At 40.2% G+C, this 24,553-nt stretch carries 23 protein-coding genes; 14 read left to right on the forward strand and 9 right to left on the reverse strand.

Translation table 11 applies throughout. The features are described from left to right. Nucleotides 1-58: 58 nt before the first annotated feature. The 6 genes from WG989_RS12980 (at nt 59) to WG989_RS13005 (ending at nt 6,461) form a co-directional block, all read left to right on the forward strand. Nucleotides 59-1,045 (forward strand): GlxA family transcriptional regulator, encoded by a 987-nt coding sequence (locus WG989_RS12980; RefSeq protein WP_340429961.1) that lies wholly within the window; start codon nt 59-61, stop codon nt 1,043-1,045. A 117-nt stretch (nt 1,046-1,162) separates the two neighbouring features. Then, complete coding sequence (locus WG989_RS12985; RefSeq protein WP_340429963.1) at nt 1,163-2,290, forward strand: sensor histidine kinase; 1,128 nt, start codon at nt 1,163-1,165, stop codon at nt 2,288-2,290. After that, nucleotides 2,283-2,969: a response regulator gene (locus WG989_RS12990; protein ID WP_340429965.1), complete on the forward strand. Its 687-nt coding sequence runs from the start codon at nt 2,283-2,285 to the stop codon at nt 2,967-2,969. Before WG989_RS12985 ends, WG989_RS12990 begins: the two co-directional genes overlap by 8 nt. Before the next feature lie 26 nt (nt 2,970-2,995). Next, nucleotides 2,996-4,939, forward strand: coding sequence for a KUP/HAK/KT family potassium transporter (locus WG989_RS12995; RefSeq protein WP_340429968.1), 1,944 nt, complete (start codon nt 2,996-2,998; stop codon nt 4,937-4,939). A gap of 13 nt (nt 4,940-4,952) precedes the next feature. Continuing rightward, nucleotides 4,953-5,999, forward strand: a complete 1,047-nt coding sequence (locus tag WG989_RS13000) for a porin (protein ID WP_340429970.1) — start codon at nt 4,953-4,955, stop codon at nt 5,997-5,999. Nucleotides 6,000-6,089: 90 nt separating this feature from the next. Next, on the forward strand, nt 6,090-6,461 hold the full coding sequence (locus WG989_RS13005; RefSeq protein WP_340429972.1) for an iron chaperone: 372 nt from the start codon (nt 6,090-6,092) through the stop codon (nt 6,459-6,461). 14 nt (nt 6,462-6,475) lie between these two features. Here the strand turns inward: WG989_RS13005 and WG989_RS13010 are convergent, their stop codons facing one another. The 5 genes from WG989_RS13010 to WG989_RS13030 form a co-directional block, all read right to left on the reverse strand. Further along, complete coding sequence (locus WG989_RS13010; RefSeq protein WP_340429974.1) at nt 6,476-8,086, reverse strand: OmpA family protein; 1,611 nt, start codon at nt 8,084-8,086, stop codon at nt 6,476-6,478. A 140-nt stretch (nt 8,087-8,226) separates the two neighbouring features. Continuing rightward, nucleotides 8,227-9,033, reverse strand: a complete 807-nt coding sequence (locus WG989_RS13015) for a cyclase family protein (RefSeq protein WP_340429976.1) — start codon at nt 9,031-9,033, stop codon at nt 8,227-8,229. 83 nt (nt 9,034-9,116) lie between these two features. After that, entirely contained in the window at nt 9,117-11,447 is a 2,331-nt protein-coding gene (locus WG989_RS13020; RefSeq protein ID WP_340429978.1) for a PAS domain S-box protein, read from the reverse strand. Nucleotides 11,448-11,748: 301 nt separating this feature from the next. Beyond that, nucleotides 11,749-12,558 carry a DUF695 domain-containing protein gene (locus tag WG989_RS13025; RefSeq protein WP_340429980.1) on the reverse strand — a complete coding sequence of 270 codons (810 nt, stop codon included), beginning with the start codon at nt 12,556-12,558 and terminating at the stop codon, nt 11,749-11,751. An 83-nt stretch (nt 12,559-12,641) separates the two neighbouring features. Next, nucleotides 12,642-13,157 carry a hypothetical protein gene (locus WG989_RS13030; protein ID WP_340429981.1) on the reverse strand — a complete coding sequence of 172 codons (516 nt, stop codon included), beginning with the start codon at nt 13,155-13,157 and terminating at the stop codon, nt 12,642-12,644. Nucleotides 13,158-13,494: 337 nt separating this feature from the next. Between WG989_RS13030 and WG989_RS13035 the strand changes: the two genes are divergently transcribed. The 3 genes from WG989_RS13035 to WG989_RS13045 are packed head-to-tail and all read left to right on the forward strand — an operon-like array spanning nt 13,495 to nt 15,560. After that, on the forward strand, nt 13,495-14,214 hold the full coding sequence (locus WG989_RS13035; protein WP_340429982.1) for a hypothetical protein: 720 nt from the start codon (nt 13,495-13,497) through the stop codon (nt 14,212-14,214). A 47-nt stretch (nt 14,215-14,261) separates the two neighbouring features. Continuing rightward, nucleotides 14,262-14,780, forward strand: a complete 519-nt coding sequence (locus WG989_RS13040) for a hypothetical protein (protein ID WP_340429984.1) — start codon at nt 14,262-14,264, stop codon at nt 14,778-14,780. A gap of 54 nt (nt 14,781-14,834) precedes the next feature. Continuing rightward, nucleotides 14,835-15,560, forward strand: a complete 726-nt coding sequence (locus tag WG989_RS13045) for a DUF4328 domain-containing protein (protein ID WP_340429985.1) — start codon at nt 14,835-14,837, stop codon at nt 15,558-15,560. A 69-nt stretch (nt 15,561-15,629) separates the two neighbouring features. Here WG989_RS13045 and WG989_RS13050 read toward each other — a convergent pair whose 3' ends face one another. Together WG989_RS13050 and WG989_RS13055 are read right to left on the reverse strand one after the other, a co-directional pair. Further along, nucleotides 15,630-15,911: a hypothetical protein gene (locus WG989_RS13050; RefSeq protein ID WP_340429986.1), complete on the reverse strand. Its 282-nt coding sequence runs from the start codon at nt 15,909-15,911 to the stop codon at nt 15,630-15,632. An 85-nt stretch (nt 15,912-15,996) separates the two neighbouring features. Next, complete coding sequence (locus WG989_RS13055; protein WP_340429987.1) at nt 15,997-16,290, reverse strand: hypothetical protein; 294 nt, start codon at nt 16,288-16,290, stop codon at nt 15,997-15,999. Nucleotides 16,291-16,400: 110 nt separating this feature from the next. On the opposite strand from WG989_RS13055, the gene WG989_RS13060 reads away from it, so the two are divergent. Then, the gene (locus WG989_RS13060) at nt 16,401-16,895 is read left to right on the forward strand and encodes a hypothetical protein (RefSeq protein WP_340429988.1); all 495 of its coding nucleotides are present in this window, start codon (nt 16,401-16,403) and stop codon (nt 16,893-16,895) included. A gap of 343 nt (nt 16,896-17,238) precedes the next feature. Then, nucleotides 17,239-18,003, forward strand: a complete 765-nt coding sequence (locus WG989_RS13065; protein ID WP_340429990.1) for an oxygenase MpaB family protein — start codon at nt 17,239-17,241, stop codon at nt 18,001-18,003. 20 nt (nt 18,004-18,023) lie between these two features. On the opposite strand, the gene WG989_RS13070 is transcribed toward WG989_RS13065, so the two are convergent. Continuing rightward, entirely contained in the window at nt 18,024-19,169 is a 1,146-nt protein-coding gene (locus WG989_RS13070) for a serine hydrolase domain-containing protein (protein ID WP_340429991.1), read from the reverse strand. A gap of 219 nt (nt 19,170-19,388) precedes the next feature. On the opposite strand from WG989_RS13070, the gene clpB reads away from it, so the two are divergent. The 3 genes from clpB (at nt 19,389) to WG989_RS13085 (ending at nt 24,023) form a co-directional block, all read left to right on the forward strand. Then, nucleotides 19,389-22,031 carry an ATP-dependent chaperone ClpB gene (gene clpB / locus WG989_RS13075; RefSeq protein WP_340429992.1) on the forward strand — a complete coding sequence of 881 codons (2,643 nt, stop codon included), beginning with the start codon at nt 19,389-19,391 and terminating at the stop codon, nt 22,029-22,031. 51 nt (nt 22,032-22,082) lie between these two features. After that, nucleotides 22,083-22,661 (forward strand): DsbA family protein, encoded by a 579-nt coding sequence (locus WG989_RS13080; protein WP_340429993.1) that lies wholly within the window; start codon nt 22,083-22,085, stop codon nt 22,659-22,661. 138 nt (nt 22,662-22,799) lie between these two features. Further along, a complete protein-coding gene (locus WG989_RS13085; protein ID WP_340429994.1) occupies nt 22,800-24,023 on the forward strand; it encodes a TCR/Tet family MFS transporter in 1,224 nt (407 codons plus the stop codon). Here WG989_RS13085 and WG989_RS13090 read toward each other — a convergent pair whose 3' ends face one another. Then, nucleotides 24,024-24,458, reverse strand: coding sequence for a DoxX family protein (locus WG989_RS13090; RefSeq protein ID WP_340429995.1), 435 nt, complete (start codon nt 24,456-24,458; stop codon nt 24,024-24,026). It abuts the gene before it with no gap. Between the last annotated feature and the right edge of the window lie 95 nt (nt 24,459-24,553).

Here is a 24,553-nt window from a genome sequence, read left to right on the forward strand (position 1 = left end):
TTTCATACATTTGACAACTCTTAACCAGGCGATTTGCTATATTAAAACAATCAGTTCAATGAAACACATTTCAATTCTTGTTCCAAACGGACATACCAGCTTGCCAAATATTGATGGTACACACCAGATACTTTCAGAGGTTAATAATATCCGCAAAGCAATGGATATGGAACCGTTGTTTAAAATACAATTGGTAGGATTGTCGAATACTATTCCGCAACGGAATGGTTTGTACACCATACAACCTGATGTATTGATCACGGATGTGCAGAAGACTGATATTATTATCATTCCGGCAATGCACGGCGATCTGCCGCAAGCTATGCAGGCAAATGCAGCGTTTATTCCATGGATCGTAGAGCAATACAATAAAGGAGCAGAAGTAGCCAGTTTATGCATTGCTGCATTTTTATTAGCAGCTACAGGTTTGATGAATGGTCGTAAATGTGCAACACATTGGATTGCTGCCAACGATTTCCGTAAAATGTTTCCGGATGTGGAATTGGTAGACGATCGTATTATGACGGAAGAAGATGGTTTGTACAGCAGCGGGGGAGCGTATTCGTTTTTAAACCTGCTTGCATATTTAATTGAGAAACATGCAGGCCGTGAAATTGCAGTGCGTATTGCCAAAACATTTATGATCGATATCGATCGGGAAAGTCAATCGCCTTTCATCATCTTCAATGGGCAAAAGGGACATGAAGATGAATCCATTAAAAAAGCACAGGAATATATTGAACGGAATTACCAGGATAAAATAACAGTCGATCAACTAGCAGGTATGTTGGCGCTTGGCCGTCGTAACCTGGAGCGTCGATTCAAGAAAGCAACGGCCAATACCGTGGTGGAATATATCCAACGGGTAAAAATTGAAGCAGCAAAGAAGCAACTGGAGAGTGGCCGGAAAAATGTAAACGAAGTAATGTACGATACGGGTTACTCCGATGAGAAAGCGTTTCGAACCGTGTTCCGGAAAATCACCGGTTTGTCGCCGTTAGCGTATAAGAATAAATATCATCGGGAAGCAGCGGTGGCAGTGTAACCTTTCTCATCTATGCTTCCGGTTCGGGCATCTTTATAAAATCTTTATACCGAACCTTCTTGATTTTATAGCATATTGATAACCGGCGGAGTACCTTTGTTTTTCAATCAGTAACAAATGTTCCGCCGCTTATCAACCATCAAACAATTTCTGATCAGCACAGGTCTTGTGCTGCTGTTGGCCACAGCTTGTTATGCATTTTCAGATTATCTCGGTTACAGGGTTGTAGCGTTTATCTTATTGCTTACGGTTTCGCTGGTAGCCATTGTGTTCGACATTATGCCTGTGCTGCTGGCAGCACTACTCAGTGCGTTGGTGTGGAATTTCTTTTTTATTCCTCCCAAGTTTACATTTCATATTGGCGATGCAGAAGATGTGTTGCTATTCTTCATGTATTTTGTAATAGCGTTGATAAATGCTGTACTTACCAATCGAATCCGAAAAATCGAAAAGCAGGTACAGGAAAAAGAAGAGAAAGCGAAAACAGTAAAACTGTACAATACATTACTCAATTCGTTGTCGCATGAATTAAAGACACCTGTTGCTGCAATTGTTGGTGCAAGTGATAATTTACTGGAAGAACCTTCACGACTTACAGCAGAAAACCGGAAAGAGTTAGTGAGTGGAATTTCAGTTGCAGCGTTAAGGTTGAATCAGCAGGTAGAAAATCTATTGAGTATGTCCCGATTGGAATCGGGATTTATTCAACCCAAAAAGGACTGGTGTGATGTGAACGAACTTATTTATGATGTGATCAACAGATTGGATCAGCAATTGAAAAACCACCAAACCATTGTTATCATTGAAGAGGGTCTGCCGCTTTATAAACTGGATTATGTATTGATGGAACAGGTGTTGTATAATTTGCTGTACAATGCTGCTGTATACACTCCGGCCTATGGCGATATATTTATCAACGTGTCCAATCTTACCGACCGTATTTATCAATTGGATACAGCATCAACTGAGCACAGTCCATTAAAAAAGGAAACAAATTGCCTTTCAATCACCATTGAAGACAGAGGACCCGGTTTTCCTCCCGAAGAAATAGAAAAAGTATTTGATAAATTCTACAGGTTAAGTAACACAAGAACGGGAGGTACAGGTCTCGGTCTTTCCATTGTAAAAGGTTTTGTAGAAGCACATAATGGAACAGTTGTATTGGAGAATGTTCCGCATGGTGCCAGGTTTACGATGTTGATCCCTGCAGAAACTTCATTCATTAATAATCTGAAAAATGAATAACGCAGCAATACTTGTAATCGATGATGAAGTGCAGATACGCAGGCTGCTGGAAATTACATTAGAGAGTAACAGCTTTAATGTAGAATCTGCTGCAGATGCGAAAGAAGGATTGCGGATTGCAGCAAGTCATCCGCCCGACCTTATTATACTCGACTTAGGATTGCCTGATGAGAATGGACATAGTGTATTGAAGAAGTTAAGAGAATGGTACACCAAGCCCGTGCTCATTCTTTCTGCACAAAGTGGAGAGGAAGATATTGTAACAGCTCTTGACAATGGCGCAAATGATTATCTGGTAAAGCCATTTCGTACTGGTGAATTGCTGGCCCGCATCCGTTCTGCATTGCGTAGTTCAGCTACTGAAGAAAGCAATCCATTGATCGATTGCGGTGCATTGCAAATTGATTTGGCAGCAAGAACAGTAAAGAAAGAGAATGAATTAATAAAACTTACTGCAACAGAATATAAACTACTCCGCCTTTTTGCACAACAGGAAGGTAAAGTATTAACGCATCAATACCTCTTACGTGAAGTATGGGGGCCGGGTTATATTAATCAATCCCAATACCTGCGTGTATTCATTGCACAACTCAGAAAAAAAATTGAAACCGATCCAAACCGTCCTGCTCATATCATTACCGAATCGGGAGTGGGCTACAGGTTTATTGCAAAGGAATAATCACTGAAACATAAAATTTTTGACAGATGAAATCGAATAACATTCATTCGAAGAGGATAACTATTGCCTCATTGTTGGTAGCGTTGGGAATTATTTATGGCGATATTGGCACAAGCCCGTTGTATGTATTAAAAGCCATTATTGGCACCAAGGAAATTGATGAAGTGTTGGTGCTGGGAGGCGTGTCCTGTATTTTCTGGACGTTGGTATTACAAACAAGTATTAAATATATCTGGCTTACACTAAAAGCAGATAATGATGGCGAAGGAGGAATTTTTTCGTTGTATGCGTTGGTTCGACGCTATGGAAAAAAATTAGTGATACCGGCTATACTTGGAGCAACAACATTATTGGCCGATGGGATTATCACGCCACCTATTTCAGTTGCATCGGCTGTTGAAGGATTAGAAGCAGTGATACCTAATCTTCCTACCGTTCCCATTGTAATTGTTATTCTTTCATTGTTGTTTTTCTTTCAGCGCTTTGGCACACACAAAGTGGGTGTCATTTTTGGCCCTGCAATGGTGATCTGGTTTACGATGTTGTTTGTATTGGGCTTTCGTCAAATATTACACTATCCGGAAATATTAAAATCATTGAATCCTGTGTATGCCTATGAATTACTTGCACGCTATCCGGGAGGTTTTTGGTTGCTGGGTGCTGTGTTTCTTTGTACAACAGGTGCTGAGGCTTTGTACTCCGATCTGGGACATTGCGGACGTAAAAATATCCGTGCGTCATGGGCTGTTGTAAAAATATGTTTGTTGGTAAACTATCTCGGTCAGGCAGCCTGGCTTATGCATCAGGGCGATCCATTGTTGCAAGGACGAAATCCATTTTTTGAGATCATGCCGCATTGGTTTTTAATTGCCGGCATCATCATCGCTACATCAGCAACCATTATTGCATCGCAGGCGCTCATCAGCGGTTCGTACACACTCATCAGTGAAGCAATGAATCTGAATTTCTGGCCACGTGTAAAAGTGCGTCAGCCATCCGATATGAAAGGGCAGATCTACATCCCGAGTGTGAATGTGATTTTGTGGGTGGGCTGTGTAATGATGATCCTGTACTTCCGGAATTCAACGCATATGGAAGCTGCGTATGGTTTTTCCATTACCATTACCATGATGATGACCACTATACTGTTGAGTTATTATCTCGTTTATAAACTGAAATGGAATAAATGGATGGTTGCTGTTATTGTAATTGTATTTGCAACTGTTGAAACATCATTCTTTATTGCAAACGTAGCCAAGATCAAAGAGCGCTGGATGTTTCTGTTTTTTGAGCTCTTTATTTTTATGGTGATGTATGTATGGTACAATGCACGTAAGATCAACAACCGCTTTACAAAGTTTGTGGATCTGGGAAAATTTGCGTCAACCATTAAAGAGTTAAGTGAAGATGATCTGATTCCGAAATTCTCAACACATCTCATTTATCTTACCAAGGCCAATAACCGCCATCAGGTTGAAGAAAAAATTATCAACTCCATTTTTTCAAAGAAACCCAAACGGGCCGATGTGTATTGGTTTGTACACATCAATCGTACAGAGCATCCTTATACCTTATCGTATGATGTGTCGGAGTTGCTTGATGACAAGGTGATCAAGGTAACCATCAATGCCGGTTTCCGTATTCAACCGAGAACAGAGTTGTACTTTAAGAAGATCGTACAGGACCTGGTGGCTAAAAAGGAGTTGAATCTGCATATACGTCCAGACGGTTCTACCAAATACAATGCTCAGCCGGATTTTAAATTTATAGTGATCGAAAAATTTCTGTCGGTAGAAAATGAATTTACATTGAAAGGCGGGTTGCTGCTGAATTCCTATTTCTTTCTGAAAGGATTGGGACAACGAGATGAAAAAGCATTCGGGCTTGATAAAAGCGATGTAGTGGTGGAAGATATTCCGTTACTCTACCAGCCAATGCAACAGATCGAGTTGACACGTGTAGCAAATTAATTTATTTTAGCGTATGAAACGATTGCTCTGTGTTCAAGTATTCGTGATTCTTTTTCTCTTTGCAAGATCGCAGGATAGTACATACGAAAAGAAGCTGAAGCTGAGCGTCTTCGTGGACTTGTATTATCAATATGATTTTGATAAGCCGCAATTGAACGAACGACCATCATTCATTTATAATCATAAGCGGAACAATAAAGTTGCAGTTAACCTTGCACTCTTGCAGCTTGCTTATAAAAACAAGAAGATAAAAGCCAATCTCGGTTTGATGGCCGGCGATTATTCAACTTATAATTTAGCAGCAGAGCCCGGTTTGTTGAAACATATTTATGAGGCGAGTGCTGGTTATCAGTTTACTGAAAAGCTAAGTGTGGACGCAGGTATTTTCCCTTCGCATATTGGAAGTGAAACAGCCATTAGTAAAGATTGCTGGAACCTGAGCAGAAGTTTGATAGCTGAAAATTCACCCTATTATGAAATGGGGGTAAAGCTTAATTATACACTCAATGAGAAATGGACAACTTCTCTATTGCTGTTGAATGGTTGGCAGAATATAAAAGAAACCAATTCCGGGAAATCGATCGGTACACAGGTACAGTTTAAACCCAATGCGAAATGGTTATTTAATTCTTCCGGCTTTATGGGTAATGAACAGCCAGATTCTATTGCTAAGTCAATCCGGTTGTTTCATAATTTTTTTGTTACGCATTCACTTTCTCCGAAACTAAGTACTACGTTTCTGTTTGATATTGGAACAGAACAGAAGAATGTTTGGTGGGGAACAGCCATGATGGTTCAATATATGATTCATGAAAAGTTCAAAACTGCTTTTCGGGTAGAATATTATAAAGACAGGCAGGCTGTTATTGTGAAAGGGTACGAGCCGGTGGGCTTTGAGTCAGCCGGCCTATCCTGCAATATAGATTTTATTCCCGCAAAATTTATCCGATTCCGAACAGAGGCAAAATATCTGCATGCAGCGGATGCTATTTTTATAAGAGATGGTGTAACCAAACGGAATAATTTTTCCTGGTTGTTGTCTGCTGCACTGTCGTTCTGATGATGGCGTACAGAAATAATAAAATGAGAAAGAAAAATTTTATCTTGTTGGAAGTATACCGGGTTTCGAAACTGATAAAAAGAACCAGTCATGCTTAACGCATCAGCAACCAATATAGACGAGTATATTGCCGGCTTTCCCGCAGCTACTCAAAAACTGCTGGAACAAATTCGTGCCGCCATTAAAAAAGCAGCACCCTCTGCCGAAGAAGCTATGAAGTATGGCATTCCCACATTTGTACTGAATGGAAATCTTGTGCATTTTGCAGGTTATAAAGCACATATTGGATTCTATCCTGCACCGGATGGTATCAAAGCATTCGAAAAAGAATTGTCAGTTTATAAAAGCTCCAAAGGTGCGGTGCAATTTCCACTAGATAAGCCCATGCCGGTTGCACTCATTACAAAAATTGTAAAATTCAGAGTAAAACAGAATCTGAATAAGCCGGTTAAGAAAAAATAATCTTTATATGTTTTTTAGTTCGTCAATATTTTAAACTCCACCCGTCGGTTTAATTGTCGGCCTTCATCTGTATCGTTTGTAGCAACCGGAACAGTTTCTCCATAGCCTTTAAAGCTAACACGCTCTGGTGGAATGCCTTTTGATAAAATATACTGCATCACCGATTGTGCTCTGTTATGACTGAGTTTGATATTGTATTCATCAGAACCTTTAGCATCAGTATGCGCTCCTAATTCAATACTGATGGCAGGATTATCATTTAACATTTTCACCACACGATTTAACTCAATGAACGAAACAGGCCGAAGATCCCATTTGTCAAAATCGAAGAATACGTTGTTGAGACGAACGATCTGTCCTACTTCAATCGGCACCAGATATAAGTCTTTGTGAATTTCTTTATAACCTGCACGGATCAGCGAATCAAGATTCAGATTTTCAGATTGAGCAAAGAAATGATCAGCCGTTGCACGGATCAGATAATTTTTATCATACGGCAATACGATCTGGAATACACCATCACCCGGACTTGATAAACCATTGCCCGCAATAACACCGTCGGGTAGTGTTTCGTAAATTAAACTTGCACTCAATGGTTGTTTTGTTTTTGCATTGTATACATTGCCACTCACCAATACAACAGGATCAGGTTTTTCGATCTCTAATAATTTTACACGCACAATATCACTTTTGCCTAACGATTGAAAACTGCTGGTGAGGTAGGCGTATTCACCACCGGCATCTAATGTAAAAAAAGCATCAAAGTCTGTGGTATTGATCGGCTCACCAAGATTTACGGGTTCACTCCATTTCAGCCAACTGCTATCAAGGCGTTTTGTTTTCCAGATATCCTGATCGCCCAAACCACCGGGCCTGTCGCTGCTGAAATAAAGAGTAACAGCATCTGAAGCAAGGTAAGGGGTCATTTGATTATAGCCGGGCAGATTAATTTTTTTACCGACACTCTTGGGTTCACTCCAGGTGCCATCTGTTTGCAGGAAGCATACATAAATTTTATTGATGCGGCTTTTCAATTCTTCACTCATGTATAAGAGTAAAACACGTCCATCACTCGACATTGATGCGCCAGATTGAAATCCACGATCGTACTTATGATAGTTTTTGATCTTGAGCATTTGTGGTTTACTCCAGCGCCCATCTTTTTGCACAACACTCATACTTACTCCATTGCCGTAATAGTCGCCATCAACAAAAGCGTTGCGTAATAACATTCTGTTTTTATCAGGCGATATCCAATAAACTGCATTGTAATGTGCTGTGTTGAATGGATACCCTAAATGCACTGCATCACTCCATTTTCCTGTAGCAGTATCTCTTAGTGAATACCAAATGTCTTGTGAGTTACGCACTTCATGTGCATGTTTATTTTGTGGATGACTTTCACAGATGAAGAATAATAAGTTACCATCAGCAGAAATAGTGGGCCGCAATTCAGGCAGTTCAGAATTAATACGAAAGCCAAGATTTTCTATTTTAACGATGGTGTTTTCGGTGATGATGTTTTCTTTTTGCTCCACCATTTTACCAGCAGTATCAACCAACGGCTGTGCAACAGCAACAGATGCAACAATGCAACAAAGAAGAGTGGATATAGATCGTTTCACGGGAAGGGATTTGCTGCTAAGCTACAGCAAATCAAAGAGCTTAAAAATAGTAGAATAACGAATACAGGGAGCGTAGTTTTCGATAGAAATCAATCGTAACACTGCATAAAATGAAGTGTTACGATCGCTGAATCAGAAATCTATTTTTTCACCCATGCAATCATCCGTAATGGGCCGCCACTACCACCTTTTATTTTCATTGGCAATGCAATTACATATGTACCGGTGGCAGGTAATGAGCTCAGGTTTGTCAGGTTTTCGAAACCCACGATATTTTTTTCGTAAAACAATTGATGTGTTTTAAAATCTTTTGATTGACCGTAATCGATACTTGCTGCATCAATACCAACTGCTTTAATGGTTCTGTTTTGAATGAGCCACGTCGCTGCATCCGGATGAATACCCGGGAAATGCAGATTAGCTGTTGCTGCTTCTCCTTTTGCAGCAGTGCCCAAATAATTTGCGGCATCGGGATAAAATGCAGCCCAACCTGTAAGGAATAATACAATAGCATTGGTTGGTATGTTACCATTTGTTTTTTCCCATGCAGCGATATCAGCTACTGTTATTTGATAATCGGAATTGTTTTTTGTGTTGGCACTTACATCGATCACTACTGCATCACCTGTTAAATTTTCTAATGGAATTTCATCAGCACTCCATTTTCCTTTTGCAAAATGTACCGGCGCATCTAAATGTGTGCCGCCATGCTCTGGCGAAAAGAATGCATTTGAAGAATAATAAAATCCACCTGCAGTAATGCCGTTAAACTGTGTGTCCAGTTTAAATCCGGTCGGGTTGTTGGGCCAATAAATTGTTTCGGATGAAAAATCATGACTAAGGTCGATCCATGCACCGTTCGATAATACCTGTGACAGACTTTCTTTTTTTGCAGGTTTGCCGCAACTAATACCGCTAATGATAAATAGAAGAATGATGTATTTCATTGTTGGGATAAAAATGAAAGATGAAGTAAGAAAGTTACATCATTTTTATTATTTGCAGGGAGTCCCGAATTGAATGAAAGTTTTTAGTTAGGAATAAATACTTCCAATGTACAGCCTTTGCCCGGCGCTGAAATGATCTTCATGTCGCCGGCGTAATAGCCAACACGGCTGTTGATATTTTTCAATCCAATTCCATTACTGGCTGTTTGTTCGGCATCAAAACCTACACCATTATCAGATACTGATAAGTAAAGTGATTCCGTTTCCTGTTTTAATGAAATATTTACATCACTTGCTTTCGCATATTTGATGATATTGCTGAGTTGTTCCTGTACAATACGATAGATCATCAGTTCTTTACTTTTCTCTACCTGCAGTGAATCATATTTTTCATCAACTGAAAGATCAATACGGATATTGTTTGCCTGCGGAACACTGTCAACAAGATCTTGCAATGCATCCTTCAACCCATCTTCACCAAGAGTAGGCGTTACCAACGAGTGCGATAAATTCCGTATTTCCGTCATCGCTTCTTCTAAATGGTGGTAACTTTTTTCAATGATCTCCAGGTTATAGGTTTCTTCTTTTTTGGCAATGCCGAGATAAAGTTTTACCACACTCAATAGCTGATTGATATTATCATGCAACTCAAGCCCCAGTTCATTCCGTTCCTTTTCCTGTGCCAGAATGGTTATTTCTGTAGTTAGTTTTTGTTGCGATAACATTTTCTGCGCCAGCTCGGCTTCCATTTTTTTGGTATCAGTAATGTCAACCATGATGCCGCTTAAACGTACCGGCCGCCCATTCTCCATAATCACGGCAACAATATCTTTTAACCAAACAATTCGGCCATCTGCTGCAATCATCCGATATTCAAATTGATGCGATTTTCCGTCACGTGTACATTGGGCACAATAGTTCACCGCCCATGTGCGGTCATCTTCATAAATATGCTCCGCCCAAAAAGATGGTTCGTTGATCCAGCGCTCAATCGGATAACCCAGTAAACGTTCTGCTTTTTCGCTCACAAAGCTAAACGCAAAAGTTTCTGTATCGGCTTCCCATACAATACCATCTACACTATTCATCAGTGTATGATAACGCTCCTGCGATTGCCTGATTTCCTGTTCTGCTTTCTTCTGCGTTGTAATATCTTTTGACAAAATAAATAATCCCTCAGGCACTGGTTGTATGCTTAGCTGAAACCATTCCTTTGTGCCATCTGGGAATTCGTACTCGTTTTCTAATTGCTCTGCCACACGTTCGTTCATGCATTTTTGAAATGTAGCATACAAAGCCGTTTGTTCAATACCGGGAAACTTATCTGTAAATTTTTGTCTAAGAAATTCTTCATCATGTTCAAGTTTGCTTTGCCTGATAAATGAATTGTTGACAAACAGATAACGCCAATCGAACCCGATCAGTTGAGCACCTTCCTGCATATTCTCCAACAGAAAGCGGTATTGTTGTTCCTGATCAATGATTTGTCTGGTTTGTTCATGCACCTGTTTTTTCAGTTCCTGGTTAAACTGTTTCAGTTTTTCTTCTGCAACCAGTTTTTCATTTTGTCGCTCCGTTTCAAATTTGTTGATGATCCATGCCGTAACCCAAACAAGAAAGCCGAAAATTAAAATGATTGCTGTTACAAACAGCGACATCCACACTGCGACTGAAAAGCGTTCGTGCAGTACACCATTTAAAACGAAATAGCCCAACACTGAGGGTACCAAAATAGCAGCAGGTAATAATAAACGGGCAGCTTGCCCACCTGCGTGCAAATGAGTAACCTCTGCCATAAAACCTTCTCTGCTGTTTGCAAAAAGTAATGCAATGGAAAAAATGAAAAAACAAACACCACTATGCAGCGACATTGGTGTAAACGAAGTAGCGTTGTAGAACGAACTGATATGATAGCTGTAACCAATTACTGAAAGCAAACCGATAGCGGCAACTGGTAAGCTAAGCCATTGTGCCAGTTTGATTCGTTGAAAAGCCATGCATAACAATGCACATCCAGACAATACAAAGGCAACTGCTGTATTAATTGTAATATTACTTGGAGTGTTGTTATAAACGGTTGTGATTAATTTGTTAGGATATAAAAACCGGTCAACACCAGCATCAAACCAATAAAAAATGGCAACAACCCGTAATACCGCTATAAGTATAACAACAAGCGATAATAAAATTGCGACGCGGCGTTGATTAGTTGTTGCAGGATGTTGAAGCAATTGCAAAAATGCAAATCCGGAGAATAAAAATGCAACCGCTGCCATCGGATTCATGGCAACTGTTACCGGCAATACTTGTTTCAAGATAACTGAATCTGTTTGCCAGCCTAATAAAACAAGCAGACCCACTGCGATCACAAAAATCGCAGATGCTTTTATTGTATAATTGGTTTTGCTATTCAATTGCTATCGCTAAGGTTTACGCATTGTAATAAAAAAGAATACGCAGCTGCGATAATAGAGACGGATTGTTGATAAGAAATTTTAATTTGATTCGTTGCATAGAATAAATGAACCATAATGACCTGTTGGATAAATGGGTGTAAAGACTTCGACAATATTAAAGAGAATTAAACAAAAAACAAGAAGCCCCTTCACTTACGTATTTTTACTAAGTGGAAACATGTAATCTTGAAAGTAGATATCCGGTGCAAAAGCACGAATCAGTTTCGAATGATCATTCAACAAAAGGGAAAATATTCTTTTATTTTACAACAAATGTTTCCCATCCGTCATAGTCACCATTCAGTTGACGGGCTTTTTTTCGAAGTTCGATGGTAATGCTTGAAATTGAATCCGGATCCACCCGGTCTTCTCTTGAAATATGCAGTTGATATTGTAAGGAGGCGTCTTTTATGATCTGTTTGTTCTCGATTTTGAATTTTTCCTTTGTTGCAAATACAACGAACTGTTCCCGTCCCAATTCGGTTTTAAAGTAAAGCCAATGATCTACCTGCCTCGGCTTTTGCAAATTATCACCGGCCTGTTGCAAACCAAGGATCACTTTTTCGTTCTGCATGTATTCAAATATCACTTCGTTGGGGTATAGAAAATTGAAATAGGCCTGCCAATCCGCATCCGTTTTCAGTTTGATAGTGAAGCTGTATTGTGGATAGTGTTTTTTAAATGCTTCTTGCAGCAACCCACGAATGATCGTTGTATCTGAAATATAATAGTAATCGGTTCGCTCACATTGATAGGAAAAAGTACCGGCTGCTTTATTAACTGTTGCAGCATCAGTAACAGCTTTCATTGTATCCGACAAATTATAAAGCACTTCAAATTCATGTTCGTCCGGTAAGCCATCCTTGCTGCATTTGATCGGCCTTACACTTACTTGCAACAAGAAAGGCAGGTTGGTGAAAGGTGCTTTTTCTTTCAACGACATGTTGATGATTGTTGAACCGGCACCTTTTTCATATTGTGCCATATACACATCCCAGTTATCTTCCTGTGCAAATGATAAGGTTGTGCAGGCAATAAATGCCCATAACAACAATTGCTGTTTTCTCATGCTGATTTTTTGTGACGATAAATATAAAAAATAGTACTGTTATCAGGAAAAGGAAACCGATATGTTGCGAAGCCGCAGATATCTTATTTATCGGCTTTGTATAGCTTTTTCAGATCTGCTACCAGCTTCAGCAGTTTGGTTTGAACTGCGTATCCGTGGTCACCATCGCCTACCGGGGCAATATGCATTAAATGCATGGTGCCGATGTTCATAAATCTAAGGTCTGGGCTGTCGCTTTTTTCTTCTTTTACAGATTGATTATTGATGCCAACAAACCCGATATAATAATCAAAGAACACATCTTCAATTTCTGTTATGCTAATGGAGGTTTTTACAAAAAATATAGCTGTCTGGTCATTTTCGTTTGCATGTTTTCGTACAACTGAAAGAGTGCCATTATTGATCGTATATAGCTGCTGAATGGTTCCGAGCTCTATACCCATTTCATTTGTTAGGTACTCTTTGCAGAGCGTATTCAAATAGTTTACAAGCGCCTTTTCAGCTTTTTGTGTTTTGCTGCTGGATTGTGCGTTTGCCGATAACTGAAAAAGGAGAGTACTAACAATGATCATACACACAGATCGAAGAATAAGCTTCATCGGGATTTTTTTCTAATATACAGGTTTTATTTAGTTCACACAGATGGCAGAGGGATTTACAAGTAAAACTTGCTGTTTGCTGTGAGGTCAATAATTGTGGAAAAAATGTTTTATCGCTTATTGGTCTTTTATGCACGTCTGTTTCTATAATTACCCGTTCATGCCGCTTATGTTTATTTTGGAGTTTAATCATTATAAGTGCGAACCAGTAATGGATTGATACGCTGAAAAAAAATATACATTTGAATAAAATAAAACTACCTCTTGTTTAGAGCCTTTTCAATGAAATGAAAACGGTCTGGATAATAGCCATCAAAGCAATATTAATTTTCAGGAAATGATTATCACAAAACGTATCGCCCTGGTTTTTCTTAACTTGATTATCACAGCTAATCTATTTTCGCAAACCGGTTCTGCAGACCTAAGTGCAGAAAAAATTATTGAGCAATCAATTACTGCAATGGGTGGTCGGGAATATTTGGCCAGTATTAAAACGCTTTATTCAGAGATCAGTACAGAAATGCAGGGCCGGAAAGTGGTGTGGGTAACCAAAGAAATGCTGCCCAATAAAGGAGCTTTCCAGATCGTATATGAAACGGGAGTTGTGTTTGAAAACTGGTATGATGGAACAACGGGTTATGAAATGGTGAATGGTAAAAAGCAATTGGCTGATCCTGCAGAATTTAAAGATAAAATTTATCGGAAAAATATTTTTAATGAATTAGATTTTTTAGATAAAAGTCTTTACACCTTAGAATTGTTAGGAGAGGAGAAGGTGAATAAAGAGTCTTGTTATAAGATCAAAGCCAGCCTTAAAAATGGAGCAGTGAAGTTGCTCTATTTCAGCAAAAAAACATTCCTTTTGATGCGTGAAGACAAAAGTGACAATCCGGAGAAAGACGCTTTTACATCCGCTTATTTTCTGAAATATAAAAAGTACGGGCAGTTACTTTTTTACAGTGAGTTGAAATTCGGGGACAATAACCAGTTTCAAACAGGTAAGGTCACCACTTTACTCGTTAACGAGGGTATAACAGAAGCAGATTTTACAAAGTAGTAAGTCAAATGAACCAAAGTAGCAGTAGACTTTTAAAAACGATCAACATGAACCTATTCCGTCTTTTCGTTACCGGTAGTTTACTATTGTTGAGTGTGCAGGGATTTACTCAATCATTTAATGTACCTGCCAACTACGAATTAAAACAACCGTCTGATTTTGTAAAATATGAAAAGGATATTATCGAAGCGTCAGTATGGCTTAGAGAAACAGCTTTCGATGAACAAAAAGCAAAACGTAAAGAAGTATCTGCTTTTATATTTTCATGGATCAGCGGAAGCCCTTCAGTGAATGTAGAGCTCAACGAAGTGATATTGGATTTTGATAAAAAGAATAGCGGGATGATGCTGTTGTTTATGGCGGGTTGTGCCCGGTATGTGTTGGAGAATAATTATTCAAAAGATATTCGTGCAAAACAAAGGGCTGGACTCAGGGATATGGTGCATGTTTACAAAGCAGGAAAAGGGATCAAAAAAGATAAGAAGATGGATAAGCTTGTTAAGAGCGATGAAGAAGGCACGTTGGATGCCTGGCTCGACGAGAATTTGAAAATTAATCCACGATAATTCTGTAGGCTTAAACGTAGTCTTGCTTACAAACATAACAGAAACCCAAGCAAAATGGAAACAGTAAAACCCAATGAACAACGTGCAAAAAATGCGATCATTTTAATATGGATCATGTTGTCCCTGGAAGTGATCTCATTAATTTCCGGCTATTTCCAATATGAATTATTGCAAACTGCTGCCGATGGTGGTGAAATAACAACTGAAGCTGCAAATGCTAACGATCTGCGTGAGCAGGTGATCGGAATTGTTTATCTGATTGCTACAATTATTTCTGCCATTATGTTTATACGATGGTTCCGTCGTGCTTATTTTAATCTTCATCAATTGGTGCATGGGCTGCGTTTTACAGAAGGGTGGGCGGCAGGTAGTTGGTTTGTGCCCATTATCAGTTTGTTCAGACCTTTTCAGATCATGAAAGAGCTTTATCAGGAAACAAGGGAACTGCTTGTGCTCCGGGAAACGACTATTTATGAGAAATTTTCAACTGCTGCTCTTGCTGTTTGGTGGACCTTGTGGGTAGTTAATAATTTAGTGGGCCAGTTTGTATTCCGTTATTCCATGAGTGCAGAAACAATTGACGAATTAACTACAGTTACAATTGCAAACATGATCGGAAATTTAATAGGTATTCCACTTGCTCTTATTACAGTAAAAGTTATTAAAGATTATGCTGTGGTTGAACCATTACTGGCGCATGTAAATGATGAAGCAGAGGAAGTTGGACCAGGCGGTGATTACCTGAGTGCATGGCCAGCAGCTATCGAAAGGGAAAGTTAGATCTGCACTAAACTGCAATTGTAATGTGAATGCTGCATAAAAGACGCATTCACATTTTTTTTGCTGCTGCTATTTCACAAACAGCTGATCGATCATTTCACCCAGATCACTTACACCCAACGTAAACCAGAAAATAGCTAAGGCTAAAACAATTTTCACAACCAATGGAATGCGGAAGCCGAACTTATGAATCAGAAATTCATTCACAGGCGGGAAAAAGATAACCGAAAGAAGAAGGCCAATAACTCCGGGTACCGGATGTACCAAGATCAAATTAAATACGCCAATTGTAAAAACTAAGATGCCGGCTATCCAGCTAAACATGTAATCTGCAGTAATTTTTTGTTGCATGTGTTTGTTATTTTGAAATGTGTTGGTTAACCGGCAAACAATGGTCGGTCTATCTGTTTGAAGTTGACAAAAAAATCGTATCAGTTTACAGAGATTGCATCATCAGTTCGATCTTATCAAATAATTCACCTACACCTACCGAAGCCCAGATAATAAAAAGGCCTAGTCCGGCTTTGATCCATCCAAATGCGGGGATCGTGTAACCTGTAATTTTTTTCAGCAAGTCATTTACCGGCAGAAAATAGACCAATGATAAAAGCATTATAAAAATTCCAAAGCCCGGGTCGTCTCCCCAAAAGGTATTTGCGAAGCCAATTGCCAAGGTAAGTACGCCAAACAGCGAGCTGATAATGGAAGCAACATTTAGTTTGTAAGTCATGTTTAATTATTTTGTTTTAAAAGTACTTTGAAATACAAAGTAAATGTATATTTGCGAACCGGACAAATGATTTTACTAAAATATTTTCTGTCCGTAGAAACGGAAAACGAATGAGTATATCTTCTGTATTAAACATTCTTCATGATCGGGTAAAGCAAAATCGGGAACTTCGCCACTTTGCTGTTTTTAATCGTATTGCATTGGCCGCAGGCTTTTTACCTGCCGGTTGGGTAAAAATCATAGATGAGCGTTTCGCCAGCGGTTTGTCAGTAAAACATCCAATGGGGCGGTATTTGGAGGCCTTACATCACACGGGTTATTATTACACCTTTATTGGTGTGTTACAAATACTCGCTGCAATTCTGTTGTTGATTCCACGTACAGCCTTGCTGGGTGCTCTGATCTATTTTCCTATCATTCTCAACATTTGTATTCTCTCGTTTGCAGTTCGGTTTGAAGGTTCCTGGGTTTCTTCGCCTTTGATGCTGTTGGCTAATTTGTACCTGCTTTGTTGGGATTACGATAAGCTGAAGTTCATTTTTCCATGGGAAATGCAGAAAGCGAAAAGCACGGAATGTGTTGTATCAGAAAACAGATCATTCTAAATCAGTGTAAAAAAATGTATGAAACGAATTGTGATCATTTGTTGTTCGATGTTTGTTCTTGCCGGCGCATGTGAAATAATGCCTCGTAATTCGCTAAGGGATTGCCGTGAACAATGTAAAGACAATAAGAAATCAAAAGCTTGTTTTGAATTCTGTGATTGTATTCATAACGCAGGGCAGCCACTTGATTCCTGTCTCGACAAATATGAAAAAGCATCTGTTGATACGAGTTTGGCGAAATAGGAAATTTATTTGACTGTTGAAATATATTTTTTTAAAAAAAAGAACGATTTATTCAAACGAATGATTTGATGATTGATAACCTGAAAAACAAAATGAGTATATGCAATTATTTGTAGAAGAAAAATCGGTTGTGCGGAAGATCTGGGGCAAGAGCGATACCGTGCTGTTTATTTTTGCGGGCGCATCTGCAGAATTTGCTCTTAATAAAGCTGTTGACTGGTTATACTTTACCGGAAAGTTGCCATCTGATCCGTTGGGTCGGTTGTTTTCAACAGTTGCTTATGCAAAAAAGATTGTGTTCTCTTCAATGGACGATGCCAATAAGGCCATTGATACCTTACAGAAAATACACGGTGCTGTAGAACAAAACCGGGGCACAACAATTCCAGATTGGGCTTACCGTGATGTGTTGTTTATGCTTATTCATTATTCGATTGCAGCATACGAGCTGTTGGAAGAGAAATTAAGCGATGAAGAAAAAGAAGAAGTATACAATGTTTTTTATCGTGTAGGTATTCGAATGGGATTGAAGGAATTACCAACGAACTACCTGACATGGCTTCCCGTACGTGAGGCACATTTACAAGCCGATCTTCGTAAAAGTAATTACACGGCGGATTTGTTTCAACAGTATAAAAAAAATATCGGCATCATGCGTTTCAAGGTGTTGATCGAAGCGCAAAAATTGGTAGTGCCGCAACGGGTAAAAGAGTTATTACACTTTAGCGATTTCTCCTTTCTTACACCAATGGTACCAATGTATAAGATCAGCCGGTTGATGAAGATGGATTGGATGTTGAAGAATATGTTGTTGCCTGTAAATTACAAAGATCAGATCAGGGAGCTGGATGTGCAACCAAGATGATTTGTAAAAATCAAATTAGATCAACGCAACGCTCCATCAACAATCTCTTTCAACTCAGTGTATCTTGTATGCCGTCCTTTGTTCTTTAAATTATGTACAAACAAAAACGCACAATATTTTTTGTCGTTATCGATCCATGGAAAACTGCCAAACAACCCCGGGCTTGTAACGGCAACTCCACGTTTTGATACAGGCATGGCATCTTTTTTTTCACTGATGGCCAAAGGTGCATCCATGATCCATGCGCCAAAACCATAACCCCAGTTACCGGCTTCTTCGGGTGCATAAGCACGTTCTACATCACGGGCCATTCGGTTTTTCATCATTTCATTCACCAGTGCTTTGCTGATGATGCGCTTGCCATTGAACTCACCTTCGTTTAAAAGCATCACCAAAAAATTCATATAATCTTCCGGTGTACTGTATGCGCCACCTGCTGCCAATGGAACGCCGCTTTTTCCAAAATCGGTTTTCTTCATTTCCAGCGGATCGGCAATGCGTTCTTTAAATGCCGTTTCAAAATCTTTCTCACTTACTTTTTCAACAATGCCGGCAACAATCTGCAAGCCGGTATTACTGTAATGAAAATATTTTCCTGGTGTTCCTTCCATTGGCAGCATTGCAATTTGTTCAATTGATTCAAACATCGTTTTCGTATTTTTCATGCCAACGATCATATCACGAAGTCCGCCGCTTTTTATTCCGGTTGTATGGTTCAGGCATTGCCAAACTTTAATACCGCCTTTTCCATATTTCGTCATCACAGGCAAGAACTTTCCAACGGAGTCGGTTAACCGCACTTTGTTCTCATCAACATAGGTCATCAGTAATGCAGCTGTCAGCCATTTGCTGCTGCTGGCAATCCGTTCACGGGTGGTGGTAGTATAATCCTGCAATACATCCTCCACATCTTTTCCCTGCACTTTCGCTTTGATCTTCCCTCTTGTTTCCTGTTGCTTGCTGAGGTTGTTGATCGTTTCGCTGTACACGATCTTTCCATCTTTATAGATCATCAGCACAGCACGTCCGCCAAGATCGGGCACATTCTTGATAAGCCAATCATTCACCTTGCTGAAATTCTGTTGGGCAAAGCACACCTGAAATAATAACAGGAAACTTAGTGTGGCACTGACTTTGGGGCGGATATTCAATGATTTAAGTGACATTCTTTCTGAATTTTTGAATTGGATACTCATTTGCGAACATAGATTCATGGTTCATCGATCATTGTTCATGTTCGGGAACCAAACAAATTTACTTGAAACGATGGAAGGAAGATGAGCTTTTGTAAGTTGAATGAAGGTTTAACAAAGATGAAAGAGTTACACATCTGCAATCGCCAACCTGAAATGGATAATTGAACATTCAAAACACTAAAAATTTATATGAACCTCGGAAATTTTACCATTAAAGCCGCAGAAGCAGTGCAACAGGCACAGCAGTTGGCGTTTAATGCACAGAACACAAATATTGAAACAGAGCACCTGCTCAAAGCATTGCTCGATCAGCAGGATAGTCCTGTGGAATATCTGCTGAAAAAAAATAACGTAACGCTGAATTTGGTGGAAACAAAGTTGGCGGAAGCCATGAATAAACTTCCCAAAACAAGTGGTGAGCCGGCACAATCAATTGGTCGTGAAGCAAACAATGTTGTGCTGCGTGCGGGTGCCTCATTGAAAAGTTTTGGCGATGAGTTTGTAACACCGGAACATTTGTTATTAGCAATTGTGCAGGGAAACGATTCCACTGCAAAAATTTTGAAAGATGCAGGCTTAACCGAAAAAGGATTGCTTACAGCTATTAAAGATCTGCGTAAAGGTGATACAGTAAAAAGCCAAACGCAGGAAACACAGTTCAATGCATTAAACAAGTATGCAAAGAATTTAATTGAAATGGCAAGGCAGGGAAAGCTTGATCCGGTAATTGGTCGTGATGAAGAGATACGCAGAACACTGCACATCTTAACACGTCGTAGTAAAAACAATCCGATCCTTGTAGGTGAACCAGGTGTTGGTAAAACTGCTATTGCAGAAGGGTTAGCCATGCGTATTGTAAACGGTGATGTGCCGGAGAATTTAAAGTCAAAAATTATCTATGCATTAGATATGGGGCAACTCATTGCCGGTGCAAAGTATAAAGGTGAATTTGAAGAGCGTTTGAAAAGTGTAGTAAAAGAAGTAACCGGTAGTGATGGTGAAATTATTTTGTTCATTGATGAAATTCATACGCTTGTTGGTGCAGGCGGAGGTGATGGCGCAATGGATGCGGCCAATATTTTAAAGCCTGCACTGGCAAGAGGTGAACTCCGTGCAATCGGTGCCACCACGTTAAATGAGTATCAGAAATTTTTTGAAAAAGATAAAGCACTCGAACGTCGTTTCCAGCGTGTGATGATCGATGAACCAAGTGTGGAAGATGCGATCTCTATTTTACGTGGATTAAAAGATCGTTATGAAACGCATCATCATGTACGTATCAAAGACGAAGCAATTATTGCAGCGGTTGAATTGAGCACACGTTATATCACCGATCGTTTCTTGCCCGATAAAGCCATTGACCTGATTGATGAAAGCGCAGCCAAACTTCGGTTGGAAATGAACAGCATGCCCGAAGAGCTGGATAAACTGGAACGCCAGATCCGTCAATTGGAAATTGAACGGGAAGCAATTAAACGGGAGAAAGATGAATCAACATTAAAAGAACTGAATACAGAGATCGCTAATCTTTCTGTTGAACGTGATACGCTCAAAGCAAAATGGAAAGCTGAAAAGGAACTCGTAGAAAAAGTACAGAACGGGAAAGCAGAAATTGAAAATCTGAAAATACAAGCCGACCGTGCCGAACGTGAAGGCAATTACGGGTTGGTAGCTGAGATCCGTTATGGAAAAATCAAGGAGCAAGAGGCACAGATCGCTGCTCTAACACAGATGATTGAATCAAGCGGCGAAAAGCGTTTGCTGAAAGAAGAGGTAGATGCAGAAGATATTGCTGCTAACATTGCGAAGATGACGGGTATCCCTGTTTCAAAAATGCTGCAAAGCGAACGGGAAAAATTATTGCATCTGGAAGATGAATTGCACAACCGTGTGGTTGGACAGGAAGAAGCTATTACCGCTGTTGCCGATGCGATTCGGAGAAGCAGGGCAGGGTTGAGCGATCCAAAGAAACCGATCGGCTCCTTTATTTTTCTTGGCACAACCGGTGTTGGTAAAACCGAATTGGCGAAAGCATTGGCTGAGTATTTATTTGACGATGAGAGTATGATGACGAGGATCGACATGAGCGAGTACCAAGAAAAACATACGGTTTCTCGTTTGGTTGGTGCGCCTCCGGGCTATGTGGGTTATGATGAGGGTGGCCAGCTGTCTGAAGCCGTTCGCCGCAAACCGTACAGCGTGGTGTTGCTCGATGAAATTGAGAAAGCCCATCCGGATGTATGGAACGTGTTGCTGCAGGTACTCGATGATGGCCGGTTGACCGATAACAAGGGCCGGGTGGTGAACTTTAAGAATACGATCATCATTATGACCAGCAATATTGGCAGCCACCTCATTAGTGAGGCATTTGAAGGCGTAAGTACTGATAATGAAATAGATACGGCAACTGATCGGGCCAAACTCGAGGTTATGACATTGTTACGACAAACTATTCGTCCCGAATTCTTGAATCGTGTGGATGAAATCATTATGTTTGCGCCATTACTTCGAAAGGAAATCAAATCAATTATTCGTATTCAACTGAACAACCTCCGTAAACTGGTTGCAGAAAATGGGATTCAGCTTGAATTTTCTGACTACGCCCTTGAATTCCTGGCTGAACACGGCTTCGATCCGCAATTTGGCGCCCGTCCGTTAAAACGACTGATTCAAAAAGAGATCGTGAACGCTTTAAGCCGCAAAATCCTTGCTGCTGAGATTGACAAAAGCATACCCGTGCTGGTGGATGTATTTGACGGCACAGTTGTATTCCGCAACGAAAAGAACGGAAACAACATACCTAAAAGCAAAACGCAACCGATGGCAAGCTGAACGTTTGAAAAACCGAACAGGACATAACAATATAAAAAAGGAGCACATATTATGGCACACAGTAAAGCAGTAGAAATAGAAATTATACCAACTAAAGATATTTGGGTAGGCAATCGTGAAGCACCGGTGAAATTAGTGATGTATGGTGATTACGAAAGCGAAGCTTGTGCAAAAGCAAATGATGTAGTGAACCAGTTGATGGAGAAGTATGAAGATAAATTGCAATTCAACTATCGTCATTTCCCACTCACCCGTATTCACCAGCGTGCACAAAAAGCAGCAGAAGCTTCCATTGGTGCAGCGCAGGAAGGGAAGTTTTGGGATATGCACAATACCTTGTTTGCTCACCGTCGTCAGTTAGGTACCATCAGCCTGAAAGGCTATGCAAAAGAAGTTGGTGTAACCGATAAAAACTTTTTAACCAAATTGGTTGATTCAGTTTATGGCTGGAGCGTACGTGCTGATCTGTTAGAAGGTGCAGATAAGGGGATCAGAGATGTACCTTTCTTCTACATCAATGGTGAAGTGTACAAAGGCCCGGTAAATGTAAATGCGTTTAGTAAAGTAATTGACCTGCTTGCAAAAACAAAGAAAGCACCTACAAAAGCAGCAGCTAAGAAAAGAGCATAAACTAAAAGACAGCGATAGAATGAACAGGCAACGGTTACAACCGTTGCCTGTTTTGTTTTGTAACAGGTTGCGATGTGAAAAAAAGGGTGATCCGGCTTTGAGAAAAACGAGCATCTTTGCGCCTTAATAAAAAACACTATGGCCGGAAACCGGAACGCTGCAATTGGTTTCATCTTTATCACCTTGCTCATTGATGTAATTGGTTTCGGAATTATTATTCCGGTGATGCCTGCATTGATCGAAGAACTCGCTGATGTGAATGTGAGTGAAGCATCAAAGATTGGCGGATGGTTATTGTTTGCATTTGCCATCACACAGTTTATGTTCTCACCACTCATGGGAAATCTGAGTGATAAGTATGGTCGTCGACCGGTTATTCTGGCCTCACTATTTGGTTTTGCGGTTGATTATTTGTTCCTGGCATTTGCGCCATCGATCGCATGGTTATTTGTGGGACGGATTGTTGCGGGCATTACCGGTGCCAGTTTTACTGCAGCGTCAGCCTACATTGCAGATATCAGTTTGCCTGAAGAACGGGCCAAGAATTTTGGAATGATCGGCGCTGCCTTCGGGTTGGGTTTTGTAATTGGTCCGGCCATTGGTGGATTGTTGGGAAGTTTTGGCCCCAGAGTTCCGTTTATGGTAGCAGCAGGTTTATGTTTGCTCAACTTTTTATATGGCCTGTTCATTTTACCTGAATCATTAAAACAAGAGAACAGAAGAAATCTCGATTGGATACGGGTGATTCCCGGAGTGAGCTTGTATAAACTAAAAAAGTATCCTGCGCTCGGAGGATTGATCCTCTCATTAGTACTTGTTTACATTGGCGGACATGCCGTGCAAAGCAACTGGAGTTTTTTTACGATTGAGCGTTTTAAATGGTCGCCGGGTATGATCGGTATTTCATTGGCGGTGGTAGGTTTGTTGGTTGGTGCCGTACAAGGCGGTTTAACCAGAGTGATCAACCCACGAATCGGCAACGAAAAAAGTATTTACACAGGCCTTGCATTGTATGCATTGGGCATGTTGTTGTTTTCATTTGCTTCCCAAAGCTGGATGATGTTTGCCTTTCTCGTTCCGTATTGTTTGGGCGGAATTTGCGGCCCTGCTTTACAATCCATCATGGTGGGCTACGTGCCGGCCAACGAACAGGGAGAGTTACAGGGTTCGTTAGCTGCATTAATGAGTGCAACCACAATTATTGGTCCGCCATTGATGACGAATACCTTTGCTTTCTTCACCGGTAAATCAGCGCCATTTTATTTTCCGGGTTCGGCTTTTTTACTGGGCGCCATTTTTATGATCGCCAGTGCAGTGGTTGCTTATTATGTACTGCATATCAAGCCGATCAGGTCAAAATGATCATCTTCGGTTTCTTCTGAAATAATGATCATCCAATGAAAGTGGTCCGCCACCTTCCAGCAAAAAGAAAAGAAGCAGCGCCAGTATTACCAGCGAAAGGCCTAATTCTGACTGGCCGGTAAATACACCTTGTTTCGCATTCACAAAAATCACCGCTCCTAAAAGAATCGGAATTTGCAGTAACACGGCCCAACGTGTAAACAAGCCGATAACGATGAGAAACCCACCCAGTAAATGCAGCCACGCAATACCACTGCTTAACCAAGTGGTTGATGGGAGGTTGCTTTGCTGAAGAATGAGTTGAAGGTTGACAGAATTACTGATGAATGAAATGCCTTTCAACATCAGGCTAACGCCGAGAGCCACCCGTAACAACACCAGCCATTTAGGATGGTGCGTGGCACTCCATTGATCCAATTGATGTAACAAGCCCATAACAAAAAGTTTGATGAGCAATGTAAAAGTCCACCTACAAAGTTTACTGAATTTTGAGGAGGATGCCAAATGAAAATGAGGGATGTAACAAGCCC

Origin of the sequence: Lacibacter sp. H407 (genome assembly GCF_037892605.1) — a bacterium.
Lineage (GTDB): Bacteria > Bacteroidota > Bacteroidia > Chitinophagales > Chitinophagaceae > Lacibacter.

Coding starts and splice junctions, on each gene's coding strand:
- WG989_RS12980 (WP_340429961.1), top strand. CDS start 59: ATGAAACACATTTCAATTCTTGTTCCAAACGGACATACCAGCTTGCCA.
- WG989_RS12985 (WP_340429963.1), top strand. CDS start 1,163: ATGTTCCGCCGCTTATCAACCATCAAACAATTTCTGATCAGCACAGGT.
- WG989_RS12990 (WP_340429965.1), top strand. CDS start 2,283: ATGAATAACGCAGCAATACTTGTAATCGATGATGAAGTGCAGATACGC.
- WG989_RS12995 (WP_340429968.1), top strand. CDS start 2,996: ATGAAATCGAATAACATTCATTCGAAGAGGATAACTATTGCCTCATTG.
- WG989_RS13000 (WP_340429970.1), top strand. CDS start 4,953: ATGAAACGATTGCTCTGTGTTCAAGTATTCGTGATTCTTTTTCTCTTT.
- WG989_RS13005 (WP_340429972.1), top strand. CDS start 6,090: ATGCTTAACGCATCAGCAACCAATATAGACGAGTATATTGCCGGCTTT.
- WG989_RS13015 (WP_340429976.1), bottom strand. CDS start 9,033: ATGAAATACATCATTCTTCTATTTATCATTAGCGGTATTAGTTGCGGC.
- WG989_RS13025 (WP_340429980.1), bottom strand. CDS start 12,558: ATGAGAAAACAGCAATTGTTGTTATGGGCATTTATTGCCTGCACAACC.
- WG989_RS13030 (WP_340429981.1), bottom strand. CDS start 13,157: ATGAAGCTTATTCTTCGATCTGTGTGTATGATCATTGTTAGTACTCTC.
- WG989_RS13035 (WP_340429982.1), top strand. CDS start 13,495: ATGATTATCACAAAACGTATCGCCCTGGTTTTTCTTAACTTGATTATC.
- WG989_RS13040 (WP_340429984.1), top strand. CDS start 14,262: ATGAACCTATTCCGTCTTTTCGTTACCGGTAGTTTACTATTGTTGAGT.
- WG989_RS13045 (WP_340429985.1), top strand. CDS start 14,835: ATGGAAACAGTAAAACCCAATGAACAACGTGCAAAAAATGCGATCATT.
- WG989_RS13050 (WP_340429986.1), bottom strand. CDS start 15,911: ATGCAACAAAAAATTACTGCAGATTACATGTTTAGCTGGATAGCCGGC.
- WG989_RS13055 (WP_340429987.1), bottom strand. CDS start 16,290: ATGACTTACAAACTAAATGTTGCTTCCATTATCAGCTCGCTGTTTGGC.
- WG989_RS13060 (WP_340429988.1), top strand. CDS start 16,401: ATGAGTATATCTTCTGTATTAAACATTCTTCATGATCGGGTAAAGCAA.
- WG989_RS13065 (WP_340429990.1), top strand. CDS start 17,239: ATGCAATTATTTGTAGAAGAAAAATCGGTTGTGCGGAAGATCTGGGGC.
- WG989_RS13070 (WP_340429991.1), bottom strand. CDS start 19,169: ATGTCACTTAAATCATTGAATATCCGCCCCAAAGTCAGTGCCACACTA.
- clpB (WP_340429992.1), top strand. CDS start 19,389: ATGAACCTCGGAAATTTTACCATTAAAGCCGCAGAAGCAGTGCAACAG.
- WG989_RS13080 (WP_340429993.1), top strand. CDS start 22,083: ATGGCACACAGTAAAGCAGTAGAAATAGAAATTATACCAACTAAAGAT.
- WG989_RS13085 (WP_340429994.1), top strand. CDS start 22,800: ATGGCCGGAAACCGGAACGCTGCAATTGGTTTCATCTTTATCACCTTG.
- WG989_RS13090 (WP_340429995.1), bottom strand. CDS start 24,458: ATGGGCTTGTTACATCAATTGGATCAATGGAGTGCCACGCACCATCCT.